This is a genomic window from Variovorax sp. J22P240 (assembly GCF_030316855.1).
GTDB lineage: Bacteria > Pseudomonadota > Gammaproteobacteria > Burkholderiales > Burkholderiaceae_C > Variovorax.
On sequence record NZ_JASZYR010000028.1, the window covers coordinates 20,769 to 36,631 of the forward strand.

Sequence of the window (15,863 nt, forward strand, 5' to 3'; positions counted from 1 at the left end):
CGTGGTGCTGAAGGGGTGCGACGCGGCCCCCTCGATGCGAATCTGAACGATGACTCTCATGGGACCCGCCTTTCCTGTGATGGCGCAGCCAACGCGGCGAGCCTTCGGTTGACGGCGCGCCGATTGAAGCGGTCGGGGTGGTAGTGGCGCAAGATAGCCCATTCCTCGTCGTCCATCTCATCGCCGAGAAGATCCTCGAATTCTTGCCGGGACCTACTCTCGCCGATCAGGGTGTACTCGAACCGAGTGGCCATGAACGCATGCGGACCGCCGCAATCCTCTGGGGGTGCGGCGCGCCGGCCTGCGATGCATACCGGGTACACCAGCTTGGGATCCAGCGGCAAGGTCGCCTCGATGGGCAGGTCGTGCACCCCACAGATCGCCGAAGTCGTATTCGTAGGTGAATCGCTCAAGGCGCCGCAGCTTCAGTTGGCCGATCAGGACTTCATGTGCGTCGGTGTCGAAGAACACGCCGCCCTCCTGATGGACGCCGTACTCGCGACCCGTAGAAGAAAGTAAATCCGATACCGGCCACTCGAGCCGTTTGCCTCTGGCGGCCGCTCTTGTAGTCACAGATTTACCGTCACAGGAAAGAAAGTAAATCCGGTACTTCGCAACCGCGCGAAGTAAATTCGGTACTTCGCGAATCCAATGCGTCAACGGCTGCGTAAGTTGTTGAATCATGAGGAGTTTCGCGCCACGCTTCTCGACGCCGCTGGACGCACCACGTCCGCGCGGCGCGCCACTGTTGGAGGGCTTCAGCCCCAAACTGGGCAGACGGGTCAGACTGTTCAGTCGAATGACATTCGATCAGTGGCTTCGCCTGGAAGCCGATCCGGCGGTGTTGTGCTTCTGCGAACGTCCCGTGCGTTTAAGCCCGGTTGTAGGGTCTCGGCTCGCTGACTTTTGGGTCCAGCATGACCATGGCGAACAGTTGCTGCTCGTCGATGACGGTCGGGATGAAGTCGCCCCCACCGCAAATGACATCCCGCTGCAACGCGTTGCGGCCGCTGATCTCGCCGCCGCGGCGAGGTGGATCGACAACTGGCGGTCCCCTCGTTTTCCGTGCGCTAAGTGACGGTTCGCAAGGCCAACAACGGCGCGGGCGCTGGGTCGCAAGTCATTGATTTTTTTGATGTTGCTGTTCACTTTTCACCGGCGTATCGTCCCCTGCCCCACTGACGGAGGCGCGCGATGCAAAGCTGGCAGACGACATACTTGGGCATGCGCGAACTGCCGCGCGACATCAGCGGCTTCGAGCTGCAGGCGTTCTTCACCTTCAGCCAGGCCGAACGTGAACTGATCGGCGCGCGCCGCGGCGAATCTCTCAAACTCGGCCTGGCATTGCACATCGGATTCCTGCGCATGAGCGGCCGTGTGCTCGACGCCTTTCGGATCGTTCCCCCAGCGCTATGGCGCCATCTGGGCAGTGAGGTGGGAGTCGATGCTCCCGAGATCGCCTCGCTACGCGCCTTGTACGGGCGAGGTCGCACCCTGTTCGACCACCAGCAAGTAGCCTGTGAAGCCCTCGGGTTCCGGTGGATGACCGAGCACCAGCGCCGCGCTCTCGTTCGGTCGATGAGTGACGAGGTCGCCCGGTGCGCCGATCGTGAACAACTGGTTGTCTTTGCCCGACGTTGGCTGTACGAACATCGACTGCTGATCGTCCACGATCGGGCCATCCGCGCCTTGATTGCCACGCGCACCTGGCAGGACTTCGAGCCATGGACTTTGCCGGGCAGCCAAGTGACCTGGCATACGAGCAATGGGAGGCGTAGATGAAGCTTCAGGCGATCGGCGGCCGCGAGATTCCGCCGGACTTCAAGACGCCTTGTGGGGCGACGGCAGCAAGGGCTCGGCAGACATGATGGCCATCGATACCAGCCGGCACTTGTGGCAGGCGAGGGTTGATCCGCGGCGACGAACCTATGCCGCCGGCCTGTACACCCACGTCCGGGACCGCTGGGGGGGTCTACGATCAGCCGATGGTCCTGAACGAACGACAGGCGGGTGCCGCCGTCGAAGGTGTCGAGCAACACAATCGGAGTGAGGATCGCATTCGCGTCTCCCTGCTCGCTGTAGACACCCATGGCATGACCAGCGTTGCCCTGGCCATCGCAAAGCTCCTGGGGTTCGACCTGTGTCCGAGGCTGAAGGACCTGAGAGAGCGCAAGCTGTTCATTCCCAGGGGCTGGTCGGTGCCGGAAAGCTTGGAGATGGAGAGGGCTACCGTGCACCGGGTGTCTCTCAAGTCCATCGAGTGCGGCTGGGACGATCTTGTGCGGCTGGTGGCGTCCATTCGCGCAGGCAGGGTATCCGCAGTGCACGCCATTCATCGTTTGGGCTCTGCCGCCATCGTTTAAGATCGACGAGATGATCTGGAACAGCAAGCATCCCGAAGATCAAGCTATCCACCTCGACATGGACTTCACCTACGACGTGGAGGAGCGCCTGAATTCGCCGGGCTACGGCACTGGCGAAGCAGCCTAGGCGCCCTAAGTGAACGACCCCAGCCCGCCTCGGCGGGCTTTTTCATGATCGCAAACACAGATCAGAGCAACAGCAAACGAGGGACGACCATGTCTGCAAACGAAGACGCCAGGCGGAATCAGATACGCGCCGCTCAGCTCTTCATGAAGCCACGAGGGCGGCAAGGCGCCCGCTACCGACACCGGCGCATCGACATCGACATCGGACGAATCGCAGGGGAGCTGACGAAGCGACGAAACTTCACTTGTTGCGCCGGCACCTTCTCTCTTGCGACCAAGACATTCGAAGGCAAAATGCATTCTAGTGACCCGACGTCCATGCAACTCCTAGCTTTTCGCCAAGTCGGCTTCTATCAACCTTAAGACCAATGCAGCTGTCTCGCACACCGAAGACTTCTGACTATTTCGGCCGCTACTACACACAAGCTGATGTAGCCAGCCTGTTGGTTGAATCCATGCGGGCTGGAGATCCCAGAATCGCGATTGACCTCGGCGCTGGCGATGGAGCGCTTGTAAGCGAAGCGAGTCGGCACTGGAATCGCGCCGAATTCGTCACGGTTGACATCGATCACCACGCAGAAAGTTCGACCTTTCGTGATTTGCGAGGGCCAGCCTTTACACATCACACCGTAGACGCCCTGGACAGCCACCTTGCCGAAAGAATTGGGCTGCGATACGGGCATGTCGACTCTGGACTTTGCAATCCGCCCTACGTCCGTCCGAGATGGCGCAAGCACTTCGCTGAGATTTTGGAAGACGCGGGACTAAGCCACGTCGTTCCCAAAATCGGAGCCGTCCAAGCAGATGTGCTTTTTATCGCGCAGAACCTTCGCTTCCTTCGGCGGGGAGGCAAACTGGGGCTGATTCTTCCGGATGGCGTTGTCGCGGGCGAGAAATACGCCAAGCTTCGCCAAACCTTGGCAACGGCGCATACGCTTGAGCGGGTCATCGAGCTCCCCCGCCGCGTCTTTCGCAATACCGACGCCAAGGCGCACATCGTAGTGCTCACCAAGCATCGACAAGAGCACGTTGACATCCAAGTCCAGTGCCTGAAGGAAAACGGGTTGCTCACCGCGCCGATCTGCCTAGACCCCGAGCGGGCGGCCGCACGCCTCGACTACTCGTACCTCGCAGCACTTGAACAGGTCAACGCGCGAGAATCAGGGACAACGCTCCGCAGCGTAACGCAAATGCTCACCAGGGGTTCACATTCGTCTTCCCAGCTTAAGCTGCTGTCCTACCCAGTCTTTCATACGACCGACTTTGTTGAGGGCAGCGTCGAGGTCCCGCGGCAGTTTCGACTTGCGCGGGAAGCGCGCAAGGTCGCCGCCGGCGGCGTCGTCGCAGTGGCGGGCGACATTCTGTTGGCGAGAGTGGGACGAAACCTTGAGCAAAAGGTAGGCGTTGTAAACCAAGGGGCAATCGCCGTGTCCGATTGCATTCTGGTACTGCGGGTCGAACCCGCATATCAAGCACGAGCGCTCCAATACTTCACCAGCACGAAAGGCCGAGCGACGCTACGCGCCACCTCACACGGTGTGGGCGCAAAGTTCATTACCACGGACTCACTACTTCGTCTTGAGATCTAGCGCCAAAGAGTATGACCGACCCAACGACCGAGAACGACGCCGGAATTCTCAACACCACCCTGCAGCATCGCGCTGACTACATCCCACTAGAGGACTTGGCCGAAGAGACCGCGCACGCCGGAGCGCTCTTCCACCGCGTAACCACCGAACTCACCAATCGAGCATTGCGCACGATCGTCGGCCCGCGCGGCTGCGGAAAAACGCACATGATGCGGTATGCGTGGCTCACGTGCCGTGACTCGAAGTTAAAGCCGTTTGCGATCTTCGCTTCCTTCCAGCGTTACTTCCGATTGGAACCACTTCTTTCAAGCAGTGCTGGCGCCTCTCAGCTCTTCCATTCGTGGGTGCTTGCCCGCGTGCTGCTGTCAGCCAAGGAAAGCTGCGACGCTTGGAACCCGAAGCTCGAGCTTGTGACCGCGCTACTTGAATCTCAGGGTTACCCTTTTCAATCGCTATTGACTCTGGCTACCAAATTAGAGCGCAATCAAGTAATCGATGGAGAGTGGGCAGCGTTCTCTGATTCGCTCTCTATCGAGCGGACCAAGATCATCATCGATCAACTGCGCGAGGCCGCCGGGCGCAAGTTCACAGTCTTGCTCCTCGATGACGCAGCGATGACGCTAACGCCAGACTACCTGGTGGAGTTCCTCGACATCGTGCGCTCGTTGAAATCAGCGACCATCTCACCAAAGGTTTCGGTATATCCGGGCACCACAGAGATGAGCCCTCGATTCCATGAAGGTCAGGACGCAGTTTCAATCCCCGCATGGATTTCCATTGAAGACTCGCAGTATGAGTCAATCATGTTCGACATCGCGTCGGTGCGAGTCAGGGGCCTTGAGCGCATTTCAGACGACGCACAGGCTCTCCTCCGCTTTGCGGCTTTTGGCATTCCTCGCGCGTACCTCACCATGCTCGAGGACTACCTTCGTGGTGGATTCCGCACATCCCAACAAGGCGTTACCCGAATCATTAACGACCATCTGCAAGCGAGGCTCGGAGAGTTCCGAACCTTAGGAAAGAAGATCCCGAAGCTGGAGATTCTCGTCGCCCGTGGCGAGAAGCTCGTCCATGAGATAGGGATAGAACTCAAGGGCTACAATCGCACACTGCTTCCGCGTCATGAGAAGGGTGTCACTTACGGCCTGCGAGTCGAAGAAAAGGTGGCCCTACTAGACAGAACCCTCAAGCTGCTTGTCGAGGCAGGCCTCATATTCAACGACGGCGAGGTGAAGCATGGTTCGCCGACTCGGATTTACCACAAGTACATTCCACACAGCGCTCTGTTGCTGAACCTCGGCGCATTCACGGGTGAAGAAGGCAGCGGCTCGATCAGACACAACCTTGAGGCGATTCGCTACAAGTCGACCAAGCACCCGTTGCGCAAGAGTTTGGCTTCGATCGTCGGAGACGACTTCGTAGCAAGTCTGAATCTCGCGCTCCCTCGCTGCGCACATTGCCATGAGCAACGCTTATCGGACAATCAGCGGTTCTGTCACAACTGCGGCCAGCAACTTGTTGACGCATCGGCATTTAATCAATGCCTAGACACGCCAATCACTGAAGTCCCGGGACTGACAGCCTGGCAGCGATCGCAGATTGCCGAGAATCTACCCTTCTTTCGCACCATTCGCGACTATCTCGCGAAGCAGGATCCCGCGGCGGAGCTTCTTACAGTCTCTGGCTTCGGTAAACGACGAACAGCCCGCATCGTTGATGTTCTCAACAGCTACGTCGACGACTTCCTGTCGTAGTCATCGTTATGGACAACTACGCATCAATCGTGGCCGTACGAGCACCCAGGGCCAAACTTGACACGACCACGTTCTTTGACATCGCGCACACAGAAGCATTTGCGTCCCCCGTCGACCAGTTTTTGGATAACTGTCTAATGCTCAACAAACACTGGGCGAGCTTGAGTCCCGAGGCCGAAGTCGCTCCAGAACTAAGTCGCCTATTCCTCCTCGGCTATGTCTCTGCCGTCGAAGGGTATATGCGATCACTTATACGTCGATTGGTTCACTGCGACACCTTTACTCAAAACTGCTGCGAACCTCTACAGCTCTCCTATCGCGCAGTCTTGCACCACGAGCCCGATGCGCTCCCCGACGCACTATTGGAAGAAACCAACTTTTCGACCACCAAGTCGATTCCGCAAGCTCTGAGCAAGTTCGTCGGGATGCCCACTCTATCGGCGGGAACGACGGCATTGCTTGCGGAGTTCGACATGATCTGTCAGTTGAGACACTGTTGTACGCATCGATTTGGGAAACTGGGAGTGAAGAACGCAGCAGAGCTCGGCTTGAGTTCGCACAGCAAGTTCTTAGAGAAGCCCATCCTTCTCAAGAAGAGCGCCATGGCCGACATCGCCGATCTGACTTTCACCTTGGTTAAGTCAATAAACAACGACGTCTTTGGATACGTTATGAAAAGAAGCGCTACGGGGAAGCTGGCGTCAAGCGACGCCCATGGGGTCGGATGGACATGGCACAAGGCGAAAGACAAGGCTCGCTTTCAGAGCTACTACAACATATTCTGCAGCCGAAAAGACGCGACTCCTTCACCCTCTGCTGATGTGGTCTACGAGCTTTTTCGCAAGTCCCATCGCATGGTTGGCAAACCAAAAAAAGGCGGCAAATAGGGGTTGTCGTACTTATCGTTCAAAGGAATGCGCCGAGCAGGAACTTCGCTCTGCGAATTGAAGGCTCGGACACTTGACCCAACACTTGAGTTCTTGCCAGGGCACTGGCATCGCCAGTGCCCGTCGTAAAAGGACTTTCCGGAGCACAGGGTCGACCTGTGTGTCGGCCCAGCCTGCGTGAACAAGGTTCGCAAAGCACATGCCCGGGCCGAAGGGGGTAATGATGCCGGTCGCGCCCTCGGTGGGGATTTCGAGTGCGGCGTTGCGGAAGGCGTGCCTGGCGTCTTCGAATCCCATGAGGCAGTACGGGCCGTCGTACTCTTCCATCCATCCGCAGTTTTTCTTTTCGTGTGGACGGCGTTCATCGCGTGCCCAAGCTCATGCGCGATGACGCCCGCTGTGAACGGGTACCGCTGGCCAACGGCCGCGATGACCGAGGTCTCCGGCGCGACCTCCTTGGGGGTCACTCCGAGGCTGGAGGTAGCATCGTCAATGAGGACGACGAAATGGTCGAAGTCATCGCGAGACAGCAGCTTGTCGGAAACCATCGCCTCGTAGACTTTGCGGCCGACCAGAAAGCCAGCCGCCGCCCAGTCCTTCGTGGTCATGGCGATCTGGTGCCAATCGAACACCTTGAAGGTCAGCGTGACCCGGCCGCCCGACTGGGTGGCGAAGTACGCTTCGGTTTCGCTCGCCACGCGCTCGAGCCAGGCCTTGTTGAAAGTGGACTGCCGCTCGGTGCCGGCGCAGTAGACGGGGAGGATCGCGACACGCATATGAGGCTTTGTGAATGATGGCGCAAGATCAGACGCCAGAGGTTGGCGTCATCACCAATCGAGATGAGCGCGGGCGTGCTGCTGATCCTGCCTGGCGGCCCCGCGCCGAGTCGCTCAGGCGCTATTGCGCAACGTCCTGTCGTACCTTGCGAGGAACGCAAAATCGGGCGCAAACGGCGTGCGCCGTCGTTTCGCAGGCGGCTGATGCTGCGCGATGTAGCTGCGCAGTTCGTTGGGCGAGGCAAAGCGCGGCCTGAAACTCCGCTCCTCTGGCAGCGCGCCGCGTGTCCTCTCGACCAGCCCCAGCACCTCGAGCTGCAGGAAGTAGCGCTGAAGCATCGCGGCGGTTCTCGTGAGGCCGTTGCGCGATTTGCGGCCGTCCTCGTCTTCGCACAGGCCTGCCAGCGCCGTCACGCACCACTGCCCTGCCTCGGCCGCGTTGATCTCTTCTTGGCCAATGCAGAACTTCATGAAGACGATTGGCTGCCAGCTGTAGGGATGGCCATCGAGGGTCCAGGGGATGCTCCCCTCCCCGCCGCCGAGCAGCATGAAACTCGGCAGCACCATGGGCTCGATTCCCATAGCCGCGCAGGCCACGGCCACGCGGTCCGTCTTCGACTGCGCTCCGAGCCAGCTTGCGGCCCTCTCGCGCCGAAGGAGCTTCAACTGCTGCAGCGCCGCTTTCGCCCACACCAGCCGGCTTTGGGCCTCCATCAGCTTCTTGGGCGCCCACGCGGCCGGGTGGATCTCCTTGTATGAGGCCGGCACGCTCCAGTTCTTCTCGCCCCAGTCGAGCAGCGTCTGGGCTTTGTTCACCCCGAACTCGATGCCGCGGTCATTCACAAGCCAAGTCCAGCGCCCGGGGTCCGTCAACACCGTCTCGAGCTGATCGCGGCCGATACCGCTCGGTGGTAGATCAGAGACATCAAACTCCACGGCGAGCTCATAGTTGTTCTGCAGGCGCTGCCGCTTTTCCTCATCAACCTCGTGCGAGTAGCGCACCTCGAGCGCCAGCCGCCCCCAAATGGCGCTCTCGTACAGGACATCTGGCTGGACGCCATCCCCACGCACCTCGACCGCACCTTTCAGGGACGTGTGGACCTGCCGCGGAATCGTGATGCTCTGGATCACCCGTCGGCGGCCCACAAGGAACTCCCGCGGAATCGCGATGGGCGGGATCTCGAGTGCCTTGCGCAGAGCCAGCTGATCGCGCACGAAGGCGTGCAGCAGCGTCATCGGCTGCGGGTTGCAGTTCGTGTTGTCTGCGTAATGCTGGAAATACCAGGTGGTCTTTTCGCCGAGATGCGCGCGCAGCTTGCGGCCGCACTCCGGGCACGTGCAGTTGCACTTGAGCCCGCGGTGCTTCTCCGGAACCAGGTCATTCACGGCGACCATGCGACCATTGAGGTCGCGCCCGAACCCGATGCTGACGATCGTCAAGCGTTGACTCCGGAATCCATTCGCATCGCGCTGTTCATAGAGGGTGTGCCTGCTGCATAAAGGTTCGTGATTCTGCAAGAAGTGCCGGTGTCGGGGCAACCTCGCGGGGCAGCAGCGGCGACCACCAACGCAGTGAAGTCGCGGCGGATCTCCGGGTCTTGGACGATGGCGTCCAGAAACCTCTTGCCGGCGATTGTGGTGACCCCGACGAGCACGTCGCCATACAGGCGATCGAACTCCGGAATGGCTGCGCGAAGGCCGGCGCGCGCCTTTTCGAGTGATGGGTAGCACTGCCCTCCCCTGCGGCAGCGCCAGCGTGCCCGGCGGCACTTTACATAATTGTGAATGCTTTGCTCGCAAGTGTAGGAGCAAAGCTGTAGCGTCGCATTCCAGCAAAGTTCAGATGTGCCTGCCGAGGTCTACCTTCAAGGTCAGGAGCGCACTCCCCTGCAATACATGATGGAGCCGCTGACGCAAATGACGCACCGCTCGCCGCGGGAACGCTAATGACTTTGGTTCAGGTCTTGATCCGGAGAAGCGATCACATGCGGCCTCTGGGTGTCGAGGTTGAAAGCGGGCGTCTTCGACGTGTTTGAGTTGCACGCTTCGAAGCCTCTCGACTGAGGCATTGCCACCAGCAGGTCTGCGGCATCATTTTTCCTCGGTGACGACAAGGATTTCCAACGGACCGGCGAGGTCGGTCTGCCTCCAACTTCACGGCGACTCACGGCGCTGACCATCGGAGACTCCAAAGGTATGCACGGCAGCGACTACCAGATACAGTCTGCCCCAACGAAGGGGGGCCTATGGGACGCTTTGGTCAATGCTCAGGAAAAGTTTCGCATTGTTTGGGAACACGACTGGCCGCGATAACGGCAATAGCGCTGCCCGTGGTTTTCAGCTCGAACGCGTTTGCACTTGATCTGCAGGCGCATCGAGGTGGCCGTGGCTTGCTGCCGGAGAACACCCTCGCCGCGTTCGAGAACGCGCTCGCGATGGGCGTGACAACGCTGGAGATGGATGTGGCGATCACGTCGGATGGCGTGGCTGTCATTTCGCATGATGCGGCGCTGAACCCCGCGTTGACGCGCGACGCACAGGGTCAGTGGATCAAGGCAAGCGGGCCGCTCATCAAGACGCTCACGCTTGAGCAGGTGCAGAGCTATGACGTCGGGCGTCTGAACCCCGGTCACGCGTACGCTAAGTCCTTCACGCAGCAGCAACCACGCGACGGCGAGCGCATTCCGACGCTGGCCTCCGTTCTCAAGCGAGTCAAAGATTTGGGTGCTACGGACGTCCAGTTCGACATCGAGACCAAAGTGTTCCCGAACAAGCCGAACGATACCGTAGCGCCGGAAGACTTCGTACGCATCATGCTCGGCGTCATTCGCGAGGCGGGTGTGGTGGATCGCGTCATGATCCAAAGCTTCGACTGGCGCACGCTGCAGATGTTCCAGGCCGCCGAACCGCGCATCCGTACGATGTACTTGACGATTCAGAATCGAAACAATAACAACGTAGCCGATCCCGCTTGGACGGCAGGGCGGATGCAGCGCGACTATCCGACGGTTGGTCACATGGTCAAGGCCGCCGGCGGCGCAATCTGGGCCCCCAACTTTAACGATATTGATGCGCAGGCCGTGACGACGGCGCAAGCGCAAGGCGTGCAGGTGATGCCCTGGACGGTGAATGAGCCGGCCGACATGGGGCGCATGCTCGACTGGAAGGTCGATGGAATCATTACCGACTATCCGAATCGACTGCGCGAGGTCATGCGCGAGCGCGATGTATCGTTACCGGTGGGTATCAAAAAATAGAGCGGCTCGCTTCTTCGGTTGCCGTCGCGTAGTGACGCTATCGCTGGCGGCGGCGAACTGAAGGCTTGCTACAAGCGAATCGATATAGCTTCGCCGGCACCTCTGCTATACCTACCTCGGAGCATGGCAGTCGATTTGCCCAGCCCGAATCCTGCGGCAATTGCGACAGCCCAGGGTGTGCCGTCGCACCGTGCTCGTGGCGTTGGCTCCGCCCACCGGCAACAACAGCCCCAGCAACTCCGAGGACTTGGCATAAGGAATCGTGGCGGCCAGGCGGCTTTGGACGTACTCCAACTCGGGGTGATCGTCCTTTTCGTGCAGAAAGATACGGTTTGCTCCGAGAGCCTTTGCTGGCGCGGGTTTCGAGACGTCGGCGCACCGTCTGGAGCGCTTCCCCAGGGTGGGCAACGACGGCGATGTACAGTCCGCCGACAGCCTGCTTTGGTCGGTCATGTCCACCTATGTCTATCGCTTCGTCGGTCTGGAAACCCTGCCCGGTCGCCTGACGGACTTCGACCTCCAGCAGTTCTTCCAACTCGGCACTGGTGACGTCGAGGCGATTCGCCAGCGGTTCCGATCAGACCGCCGGGTCGCAGGCGCGCTGCAGCTGCTGTTCCTGCGTGCGTGCGGCCGCCCCATGGACCGCTTTGCCGTGTTGCCGCGCAACCTGTTGCGGTACGTGGCCGAAACGCTGCAGGCACCGCCGCTGACGATCGCGAGCCTACGCAGTCTCTACGAGCGCCGCCCGACGCTGTACGAGCACCAGCAGTGGGCCAGGAACTACCTCGGCCTGAGGGACCTCGATCCGACCGCGGAAGCGGCCCTCGTGGCCATGCTGGCACTTCACGCCGCCGAGGCCGCGCACGCCGACGAACTGGTCACGTCGGCGTGCCATTGGCTGTATGACCACCGCATCCTGATTCCCGGCGAACGCCGTGTTCAGGACTGGGCCCGGGACGCGTTCGCCGCGATCGAAGCCAGCGTCAGTTCCGCGATCGCCAGCGAGGTCTCCCTTTCCGCGATGCGTCACTGCCTTGAATCGGCCCATAGCCAGCGCCCCGCTGCCGGCTGCTCTCATCTCGAATGGCTCAAGACCCCCTCCAAGCGTCACGGGCCAAATACGCTCATCGAGACGCTGGAGAAAATCAGCTATCTCAAATCGCTCGGCGTGCACGAGTGGTCACTGGCCGGCGTCAGTCTGCCCAAGCAGCATGCCTACGCCCAGCAGGTGCAGGCACGACGTCCGTCGAAGAACCGCGAACTCAAGGAGACCCGCCAGGCGATCGAGTTGGTGTGCTTCCTGCGCGTGAGCCTCTTGGAACTCACCGACATCGCCGTGCAGCAGAACCTGCGCCGAAGCCAGCAGCTGTTCCGCGAAGCCACGCAAAAGGTGAGGACGACACGGGAGCGATCAGACAGCGTCGCACGCGACCAGGCGCGCCTTGCGCGGGACGTGTTGCGTGATGCAGCCAAGCCGTTCCAAGCGCGGTGCCTCGAAGCCGATGGCCTGCTGACCAAGGTGCTGGACGCGCCCCCCAGGAGTTTTGTGTCCGAGGTGCGCAAGGCGCTGTCGACCGATCATCAGCGCGTCAAGGCGTTTCTGGGCGGTCTGCAGTCATTGGAGTTCGGTGGGCGCGCCAGGGATCCGGCCTTCGAACAGCTGGCCGCGTGGCGCCAGCTGCACGCGATGAAGGTGTCCGAGCTGCCTAGCGACTTTGCCCTTCCCGATGTCGGCGCCGCCTGGCACGATCTCGTGAGCGATGTCGATCTGCGCTTCGGCCTGCATGCGTTCTCTGCGTGCACCATGATGTCGCTGCGCAAGAGCCTGAGGAATGGCCGAGTCTGGATCGACCATTCGCTGAGCTTCCGCATCGAGCGCCAGAACTTAGGATCTGGCAAGGAACGTGAAGACGCTTACCTCGGTCTCGCGAGTGACTCGCTGACCGAGATCGACGAATTACTTGCTGCCCACAAGAGACCTCACTTGTCGGTCATCTGGCTCATCGACAAGAAATCTCCGTTCGACGCTCCATCGCTGCCAATCTACAGGTTTCTTGTTTCGCGTTTGCTGAAGGCGAAGGACGTTTTCGGCCTGACTGTCTCCAATGAATTTGCGGCCGGCTCGGCCGTTCGCTGCGAGGACAAGTGGTTCATCAAGGAACGCCAGGACCAAGAGTCCACCACGCCCGATCCGCTCGAGTGCGACCATGTGGTGTTCCGCGGTGGTCAAGCACGAGGGCTTGGGAACGCCAAGCAGCCTCGAGGCCCATTTCTGAGCATCACAAGTGTCTTCGAGGAAAGTCTCAGCCAGCAGATGCTGGGCGCGCTCATTGCGTTCAGCTCACACCCCCGTGAACATCACGCAGACTGCAACCAGCCGTTCGAATGGGATGCGGACGAGAATTTCTTGGATCGGTTCAACATCGACCTCCCAAGTCGCCCCCTGATACTTGCCGAGTTTGTGACGGCTTTCTATGCGCCGGACGAGATTCACGCGCCGCACCGTCCTTTCGTCTTCAGAATCCGGATCTGGTTGCAGGATCTGGCGCCCGGCCTGGCGGCTAGCTACGTCCTTCATCCCGACGAGCACAAGCCGATCACACGCTACGGCGCAGGCGAGAACGCGGCGCAATGGATCAACACGCGAAACGACTACACCATTCGGATTCGCCTGAGCGATGGATGGGAGCACGCTGGCCATACCGTTCATGGTGCTCTTTGCGCTCGCTACGCTTTTCCTCCCGAGGGGCAAACCACTTTCGGCGCGGCATCCGCTCTTAGCCAGCCGATACCGAGAAAGGACAAGGTGGGCCCGCGAGACTATGAGGACGGAATCCCAATGTCTGTATCCGAAGCGATCCGCATGTTGCGCGAGCAATCGGGATACGCGTTGAATCGCCCCATGGAGTCCGAAGAGCAACTTTAGGGTTCCGGGCCAGGTCGGCGGCGGAGGGTCGGGTGATGTACCGCCAAATCGCGCCCACAACGCCCAGGCGCTTCGCTGCACGTCGCAGCGGTCAGCCTTGCCGCGCCACGAAACCGAGTGCCTTCATCGCTCCGCTCAAGGACTGCCGCTTTCCCCAATACCCCTTCCAAGGGTCTTCAGTCTGAAACGACGGGTGCTCGCGGGCTGTCGCGATCGTCCATTGCGCGCCGCTCTTGAGCTGGGCCAGGTCATCCCACGACACCGGCATCGACACCCCCATGCTGGGTCGCGCTCGCGCGGAAACGCAGCCGCGGTCGTCGCTCCATGCCCGTTGCGCAGATAGTCCACAAACAGCTTCCCCACCCGATTCGACGGCCCGCCCTTCGCCACGAAGCGCGCCGGAATGGCCCGAGCAAGATGCTGGACAACGGCCTGCGAAAAGCCTTTCACGGTCTCATAGTCAAGCCGCGGCGTCAGAGGAACGACGACATGCAAACCCTTGCCGCCGCTCGTCTTCAGCCAGGCCTCGAGTCCGAGTTCGGAGAGGAGGGTGCGAACCAACACTGCCGCGTCTTGGATGTGTTGCCACGGAGTGCCTTCGCCCGGATCGAGGTCGAAGATGATTCGATCCGGCTTGGCGATGTTCTGCCAACGCCTGCGCAGACGCGACTTCCAGCAGAGCGCCATGTCCCGGCCAAAGGCCTGTGTCGAGCTCCTTGATGCCCGGGATGCTGATTTTCTCGTCGTGCTTTTGAAAGAACAGCTGCCCTTCAATCCCGGACGGCCCGCGCACCAGCGAACACGGGCGTCCCTTGAGGTGCGGCAGCATCCACTCCGCGATCGACTCGTAGTAGCGCACCAAAGCGAGCTTGGTCAGGCCTGAGCTGGGGTCGATCACCCGGTCAGCGTTGCTGACCTTGATCCCGCCTGCGGCAGCTTTCCCCGCTGTCCTGACCGGACCGACGCCAATCTGCTTGGCCGTCTCTCGCGCGATGGCAGCAGCCGGCTTGTCGGCCCGCAACGCCACATGCGTCGCATGCCGGACTTGGCCATCCGGCGTCCATTCCGAAAAAGAGACCTAGGGCTGCGCCGGGCTTCTTGAGCGAATCGATCAATCGCTGCCGAGCTTCCTCAAAGGCCGAAGTAGGCATGGCGACCGCGCTAGGACTTGCGGAGGTAGTCGCGGACTTTGTCCGCTGAGTTGCCCACAACTGCCACGGCTGCACGGAGCTGCTGCTCCGAAACGCCCAACGACTCTGTCCAGGAACGGACTTCGTGAGGCTGTTCAAGGGCGATCAATCTGCGGTCCTGTCCGGTCTTCTTCGGGTCATCTGACATGACGGTCTCCTAAAAAACCTAGGCTGCGGCTCTTCGTTCTCCGCAGACATGGGAATTTTCCGACACCTTATGAAAGCAAACTCCGCAGCGAGCGCCGCCCACGAAATTTCTCGACGGCAAACGAGAAGGTTCTCGTAGACGCCGAATCTTCGACTTCGTACAGTTCTTGTGACTAGAGGCAGCGCCTCATGTCGCTCTTGCCGGGCTTCAACACAGGGCTTCCTGACACGGCCCCTGACCTCCCTCCCGGTGAGACAGCCCTTCAACCGAAGGGCACTTAAGGCTTCTTCGGAAGCCTTTTTTTGCCCGTGTCGCGAGGCTTGGCATTTAGCAGAGCGCTCTAGAACGAGAGCGTCGCGCCTCGTAGGTACATCTGTCTCGATCGACAAACTTCGCCAAGCCAAAACAACCTTAGGCCGACGGTGCTTGTTCACTCGCCGGTTTGCACCTCAACGGTATGCGTGCGGCGACCACATCTGGACGCGAGGCACACGAGGGGAAGACGAAGGGCAGCAGACCACAGCTTTGGGCCCGGCACGGTCCTTCAGCACGACGAGAAGCAATCCTCCGTCAGACTTCTAAACGGCCAATTCCTGACTTAGCACAACGGCAGCGGGCCGAAGCCGGGATGGATGCCTGCCGTCAGATACGCGCCATGTCGCTCATCTGAGCAGCATGTAGACCATGATGGCCAGCTACTGGACAGGACGCCGAATGGCGCTGAAGCAAACGAGGGTGGTCACGTCCCAGCGCATGGTGTAAGTCTTCAGCCCGGACAGGGCTGAGATGCACGGTGCTCAGCGTGCCACTGCGGACAGCCGAGTGGGTGCAGTATCGCTGAGGGTCT

10 protein-coding genes and 3 pseudogenes are annotated in these 15,863 nt (G+C 60.4%); 7 read left to right on the forward strand and 6 right to left on the reverse strand.

The genetic code is table 11. The annotated features are described in order from the left end of the window. Positions 1-56: 56 nt before the first annotated feature. Entirely contained in the window at positions 57-371 is a 315-nt protein-coding gene (locus QTI24_RS30640) for an IS1096 element passenger TnpR family protein (RefSeq protein ID WP_286605640.1), read from the reverse strand. Between the two features lie 823 nt (positions 372-1,194). On the opposite strand from QTI24_RS30640, the pseudogene QTI24_RS30645 reads away from it, so the two are divergent. The 5 genes and pseudogenes from QTI24_RS30645 to QTI24_RS30665 all read left to right on the forward strand — a co-directional run. Then, positions 1,195-1,698, forward strand: a pseudogene (locus tag QTI24_RS30645) (DUF4158 domain-containing protein); the annotation flags it as partial. A gap of 169 nt (positions 1,699-1,867) precedes the next feature. Continuing rightward, positions 1,868-2,363, forward strand: a pseudogene (locus tag QTI24_RS30650) (Tn3 family transposase). 494 nt (positions 2,364-2,857) lie between these two features. Next, positions 2,858-4,078 (forward strand): N-6 DNA methylase, encoded by a 1,221-nt coding sequence (locus tag QTI24_RS30655; protein ID WP_286605641.1) that lies wholly within the window; start codon positions 2,858-2,860, stop codon positions 4,076-4,078. A gap of 11 nt (positions 4,079-4,089) precedes the next feature. After that, positions 4,090-5,832 carry a zinc ribbon domain-containing protein gene (locus QTI24_RS30660; RefSeq protein WP_286605642.1) on the forward strand — a complete coding sequence of 581 codons (1,743 nt, stop codon included), beginning with the start codon at positions 4,090-4,092 and terminating at the stop codon, positions 5,830-5,832. A gap of 137 nt (positions 5,833-5,969) precedes the next feature. Continuing rightward, positions 5,970-6,719 (forward strand): hypothetical protein, encoded by a 750-nt coding sequence (locus QTI24_RS30665; RefSeq protein ID WP_286605643.1) that lies wholly within the window; start codon positions 5,970-5,972, stop codon positions 6,717-6,719. Here the strand turns inward: QTI24_RS30665 and QTI24_RS30670 are convergent. Further along, positions 6,659-7,495, reverse strand: coding sequence for a hypothetical protein (locus QTI24_RS30670; protein WP_286605644.1), 837 nt, complete (start codon positions 7,493-7,495; stop codon positions 6,659-6,661). The genes QTI24_RS30665 and QTI24_RS30670 overlap by 61 nt on opposite strands. 114 nt (positions 7,496-7,609) lie before the next feature. Then, positions 7,610-8,935, reverse strand: a complete 1,326-nt coding sequence (locus QTI24_RS30675; protein ID WP_286605645.1) for a competence protein CoiA family protein — start codon at positions 8,933-8,935, stop codon at positions 7,610-7,612. 848 nt (positions 8,936-9,783) lie between these two features. On the opposite strand from QTI24_RS30675, the gene QTI24_RS30680 reads away from it, so the two are divergent. Further along, positions 9,784-10,752 (forward strand): glycerophosphodiester phosphodiesterase, encoded by a 969-nt coding sequence (locus QTI24_RS30680; protein WP_286605646.1) that lies wholly within the window; start codon positions 9,784-9,786, stop codon positions 10,750-10,752. 400 nt (positions 10,753-11,152) lie between these two features. Beyond that, complete coding sequence (locus tag QTI24_RS30685) at positions 11,153-13,678, forward strand: DUF4158 domain-containing protein (protein WP_286605647.1); 2,526 nt, start codon at positions 11,153-11,155, stop codon at positions 13,676-13,678. A gap of 91 nt (positions 13,679-13,769) precedes the next feature. Here the strand turns inward: QTI24_RS30685 and QTI24_RS31590 are convergent, their stop codons facing one another. The 3 genes and pseudogenes from QTI24_RS31590 to QTI24_RS30695 all read right to left on the reverse strand — a co-directional run bounded on the left by QTI24_RS31590 (position 13,770) and on the right by QTI24_RS30695 (position 15,016). Then, entirely contained in the window at positions 13,770-13,958 is a 189-nt protein-coding gene (locus QTI24_RS31590) for a hypothetical protein (protein WP_353506131.1), read from the reverse strand. A gap of 74 nt (positions 13,959-14,032) precedes the next feature. Next, positions 14,033-14,507: pseudogene (ligD, locus tag QTI24_RS31595) on the reverse strand (non-homologous end-joining DNA ligase LigD); the annotation flags it as partial. Between the two features lie 332 nt (positions 14,508-14,839). Beyond that, entirely contained in the window at positions 14,840-15,016 is a 177-nt protein-coding gene (locus tag QTI24_RS30695) for a DUF3606 domain-containing protein (RefSeq protein WP_286605649.1), read from the reverse strand. Positions 15,017-15,863 lie beyond the last annotated feature (847 nt).

Bases quoted from the DNA above. Each gene is read 5' to 3' on its own strand.
- QTI24_RS30695 (WP_286605649.1), bottom strand. From the start codon at position 15,016: ATGTCAGATGACCCGAAGAAGACCGGACAGGACCGCAGATTGATCGCC.
- QTI24_RS30665 (WP_286605643.1), top strand. From the start codon at position 5,970: ATGCTCAACAAACACTGGGCGAGCTTGAGTCCCGAGGCCGAAGTCGCT.
- QTI24_RS30655 (WP_286605641.1), top strand. From the start codon at position 2,858: ATGCAGCTGTCTCGCACACCGAAGACTTCTGACTATTTCGGCCGCTAC.
- QTI24_RS30670 (WP_286605644.1), bottom strand. From the start codon at position 7,495: ATGCGTGTCGCGATCCTCCCCGTCTACTGCGCCGGCACCGAGCGGCAG.
- QTI24_RS30660 (WP_286605642.1), top strand. From the start codon at position 4,090: ATGACCGACCCAACGACCGAGAACGACGCCGGAATTCTCAACACCACC.
- QTI24_RS31590 (WP_353506131.1), bottom strand. From the start codon at position 13,958: ATGGGGGTGTCGATGCCGGTGTCGTGGGATGACCTGGCCCAGCTCAAG.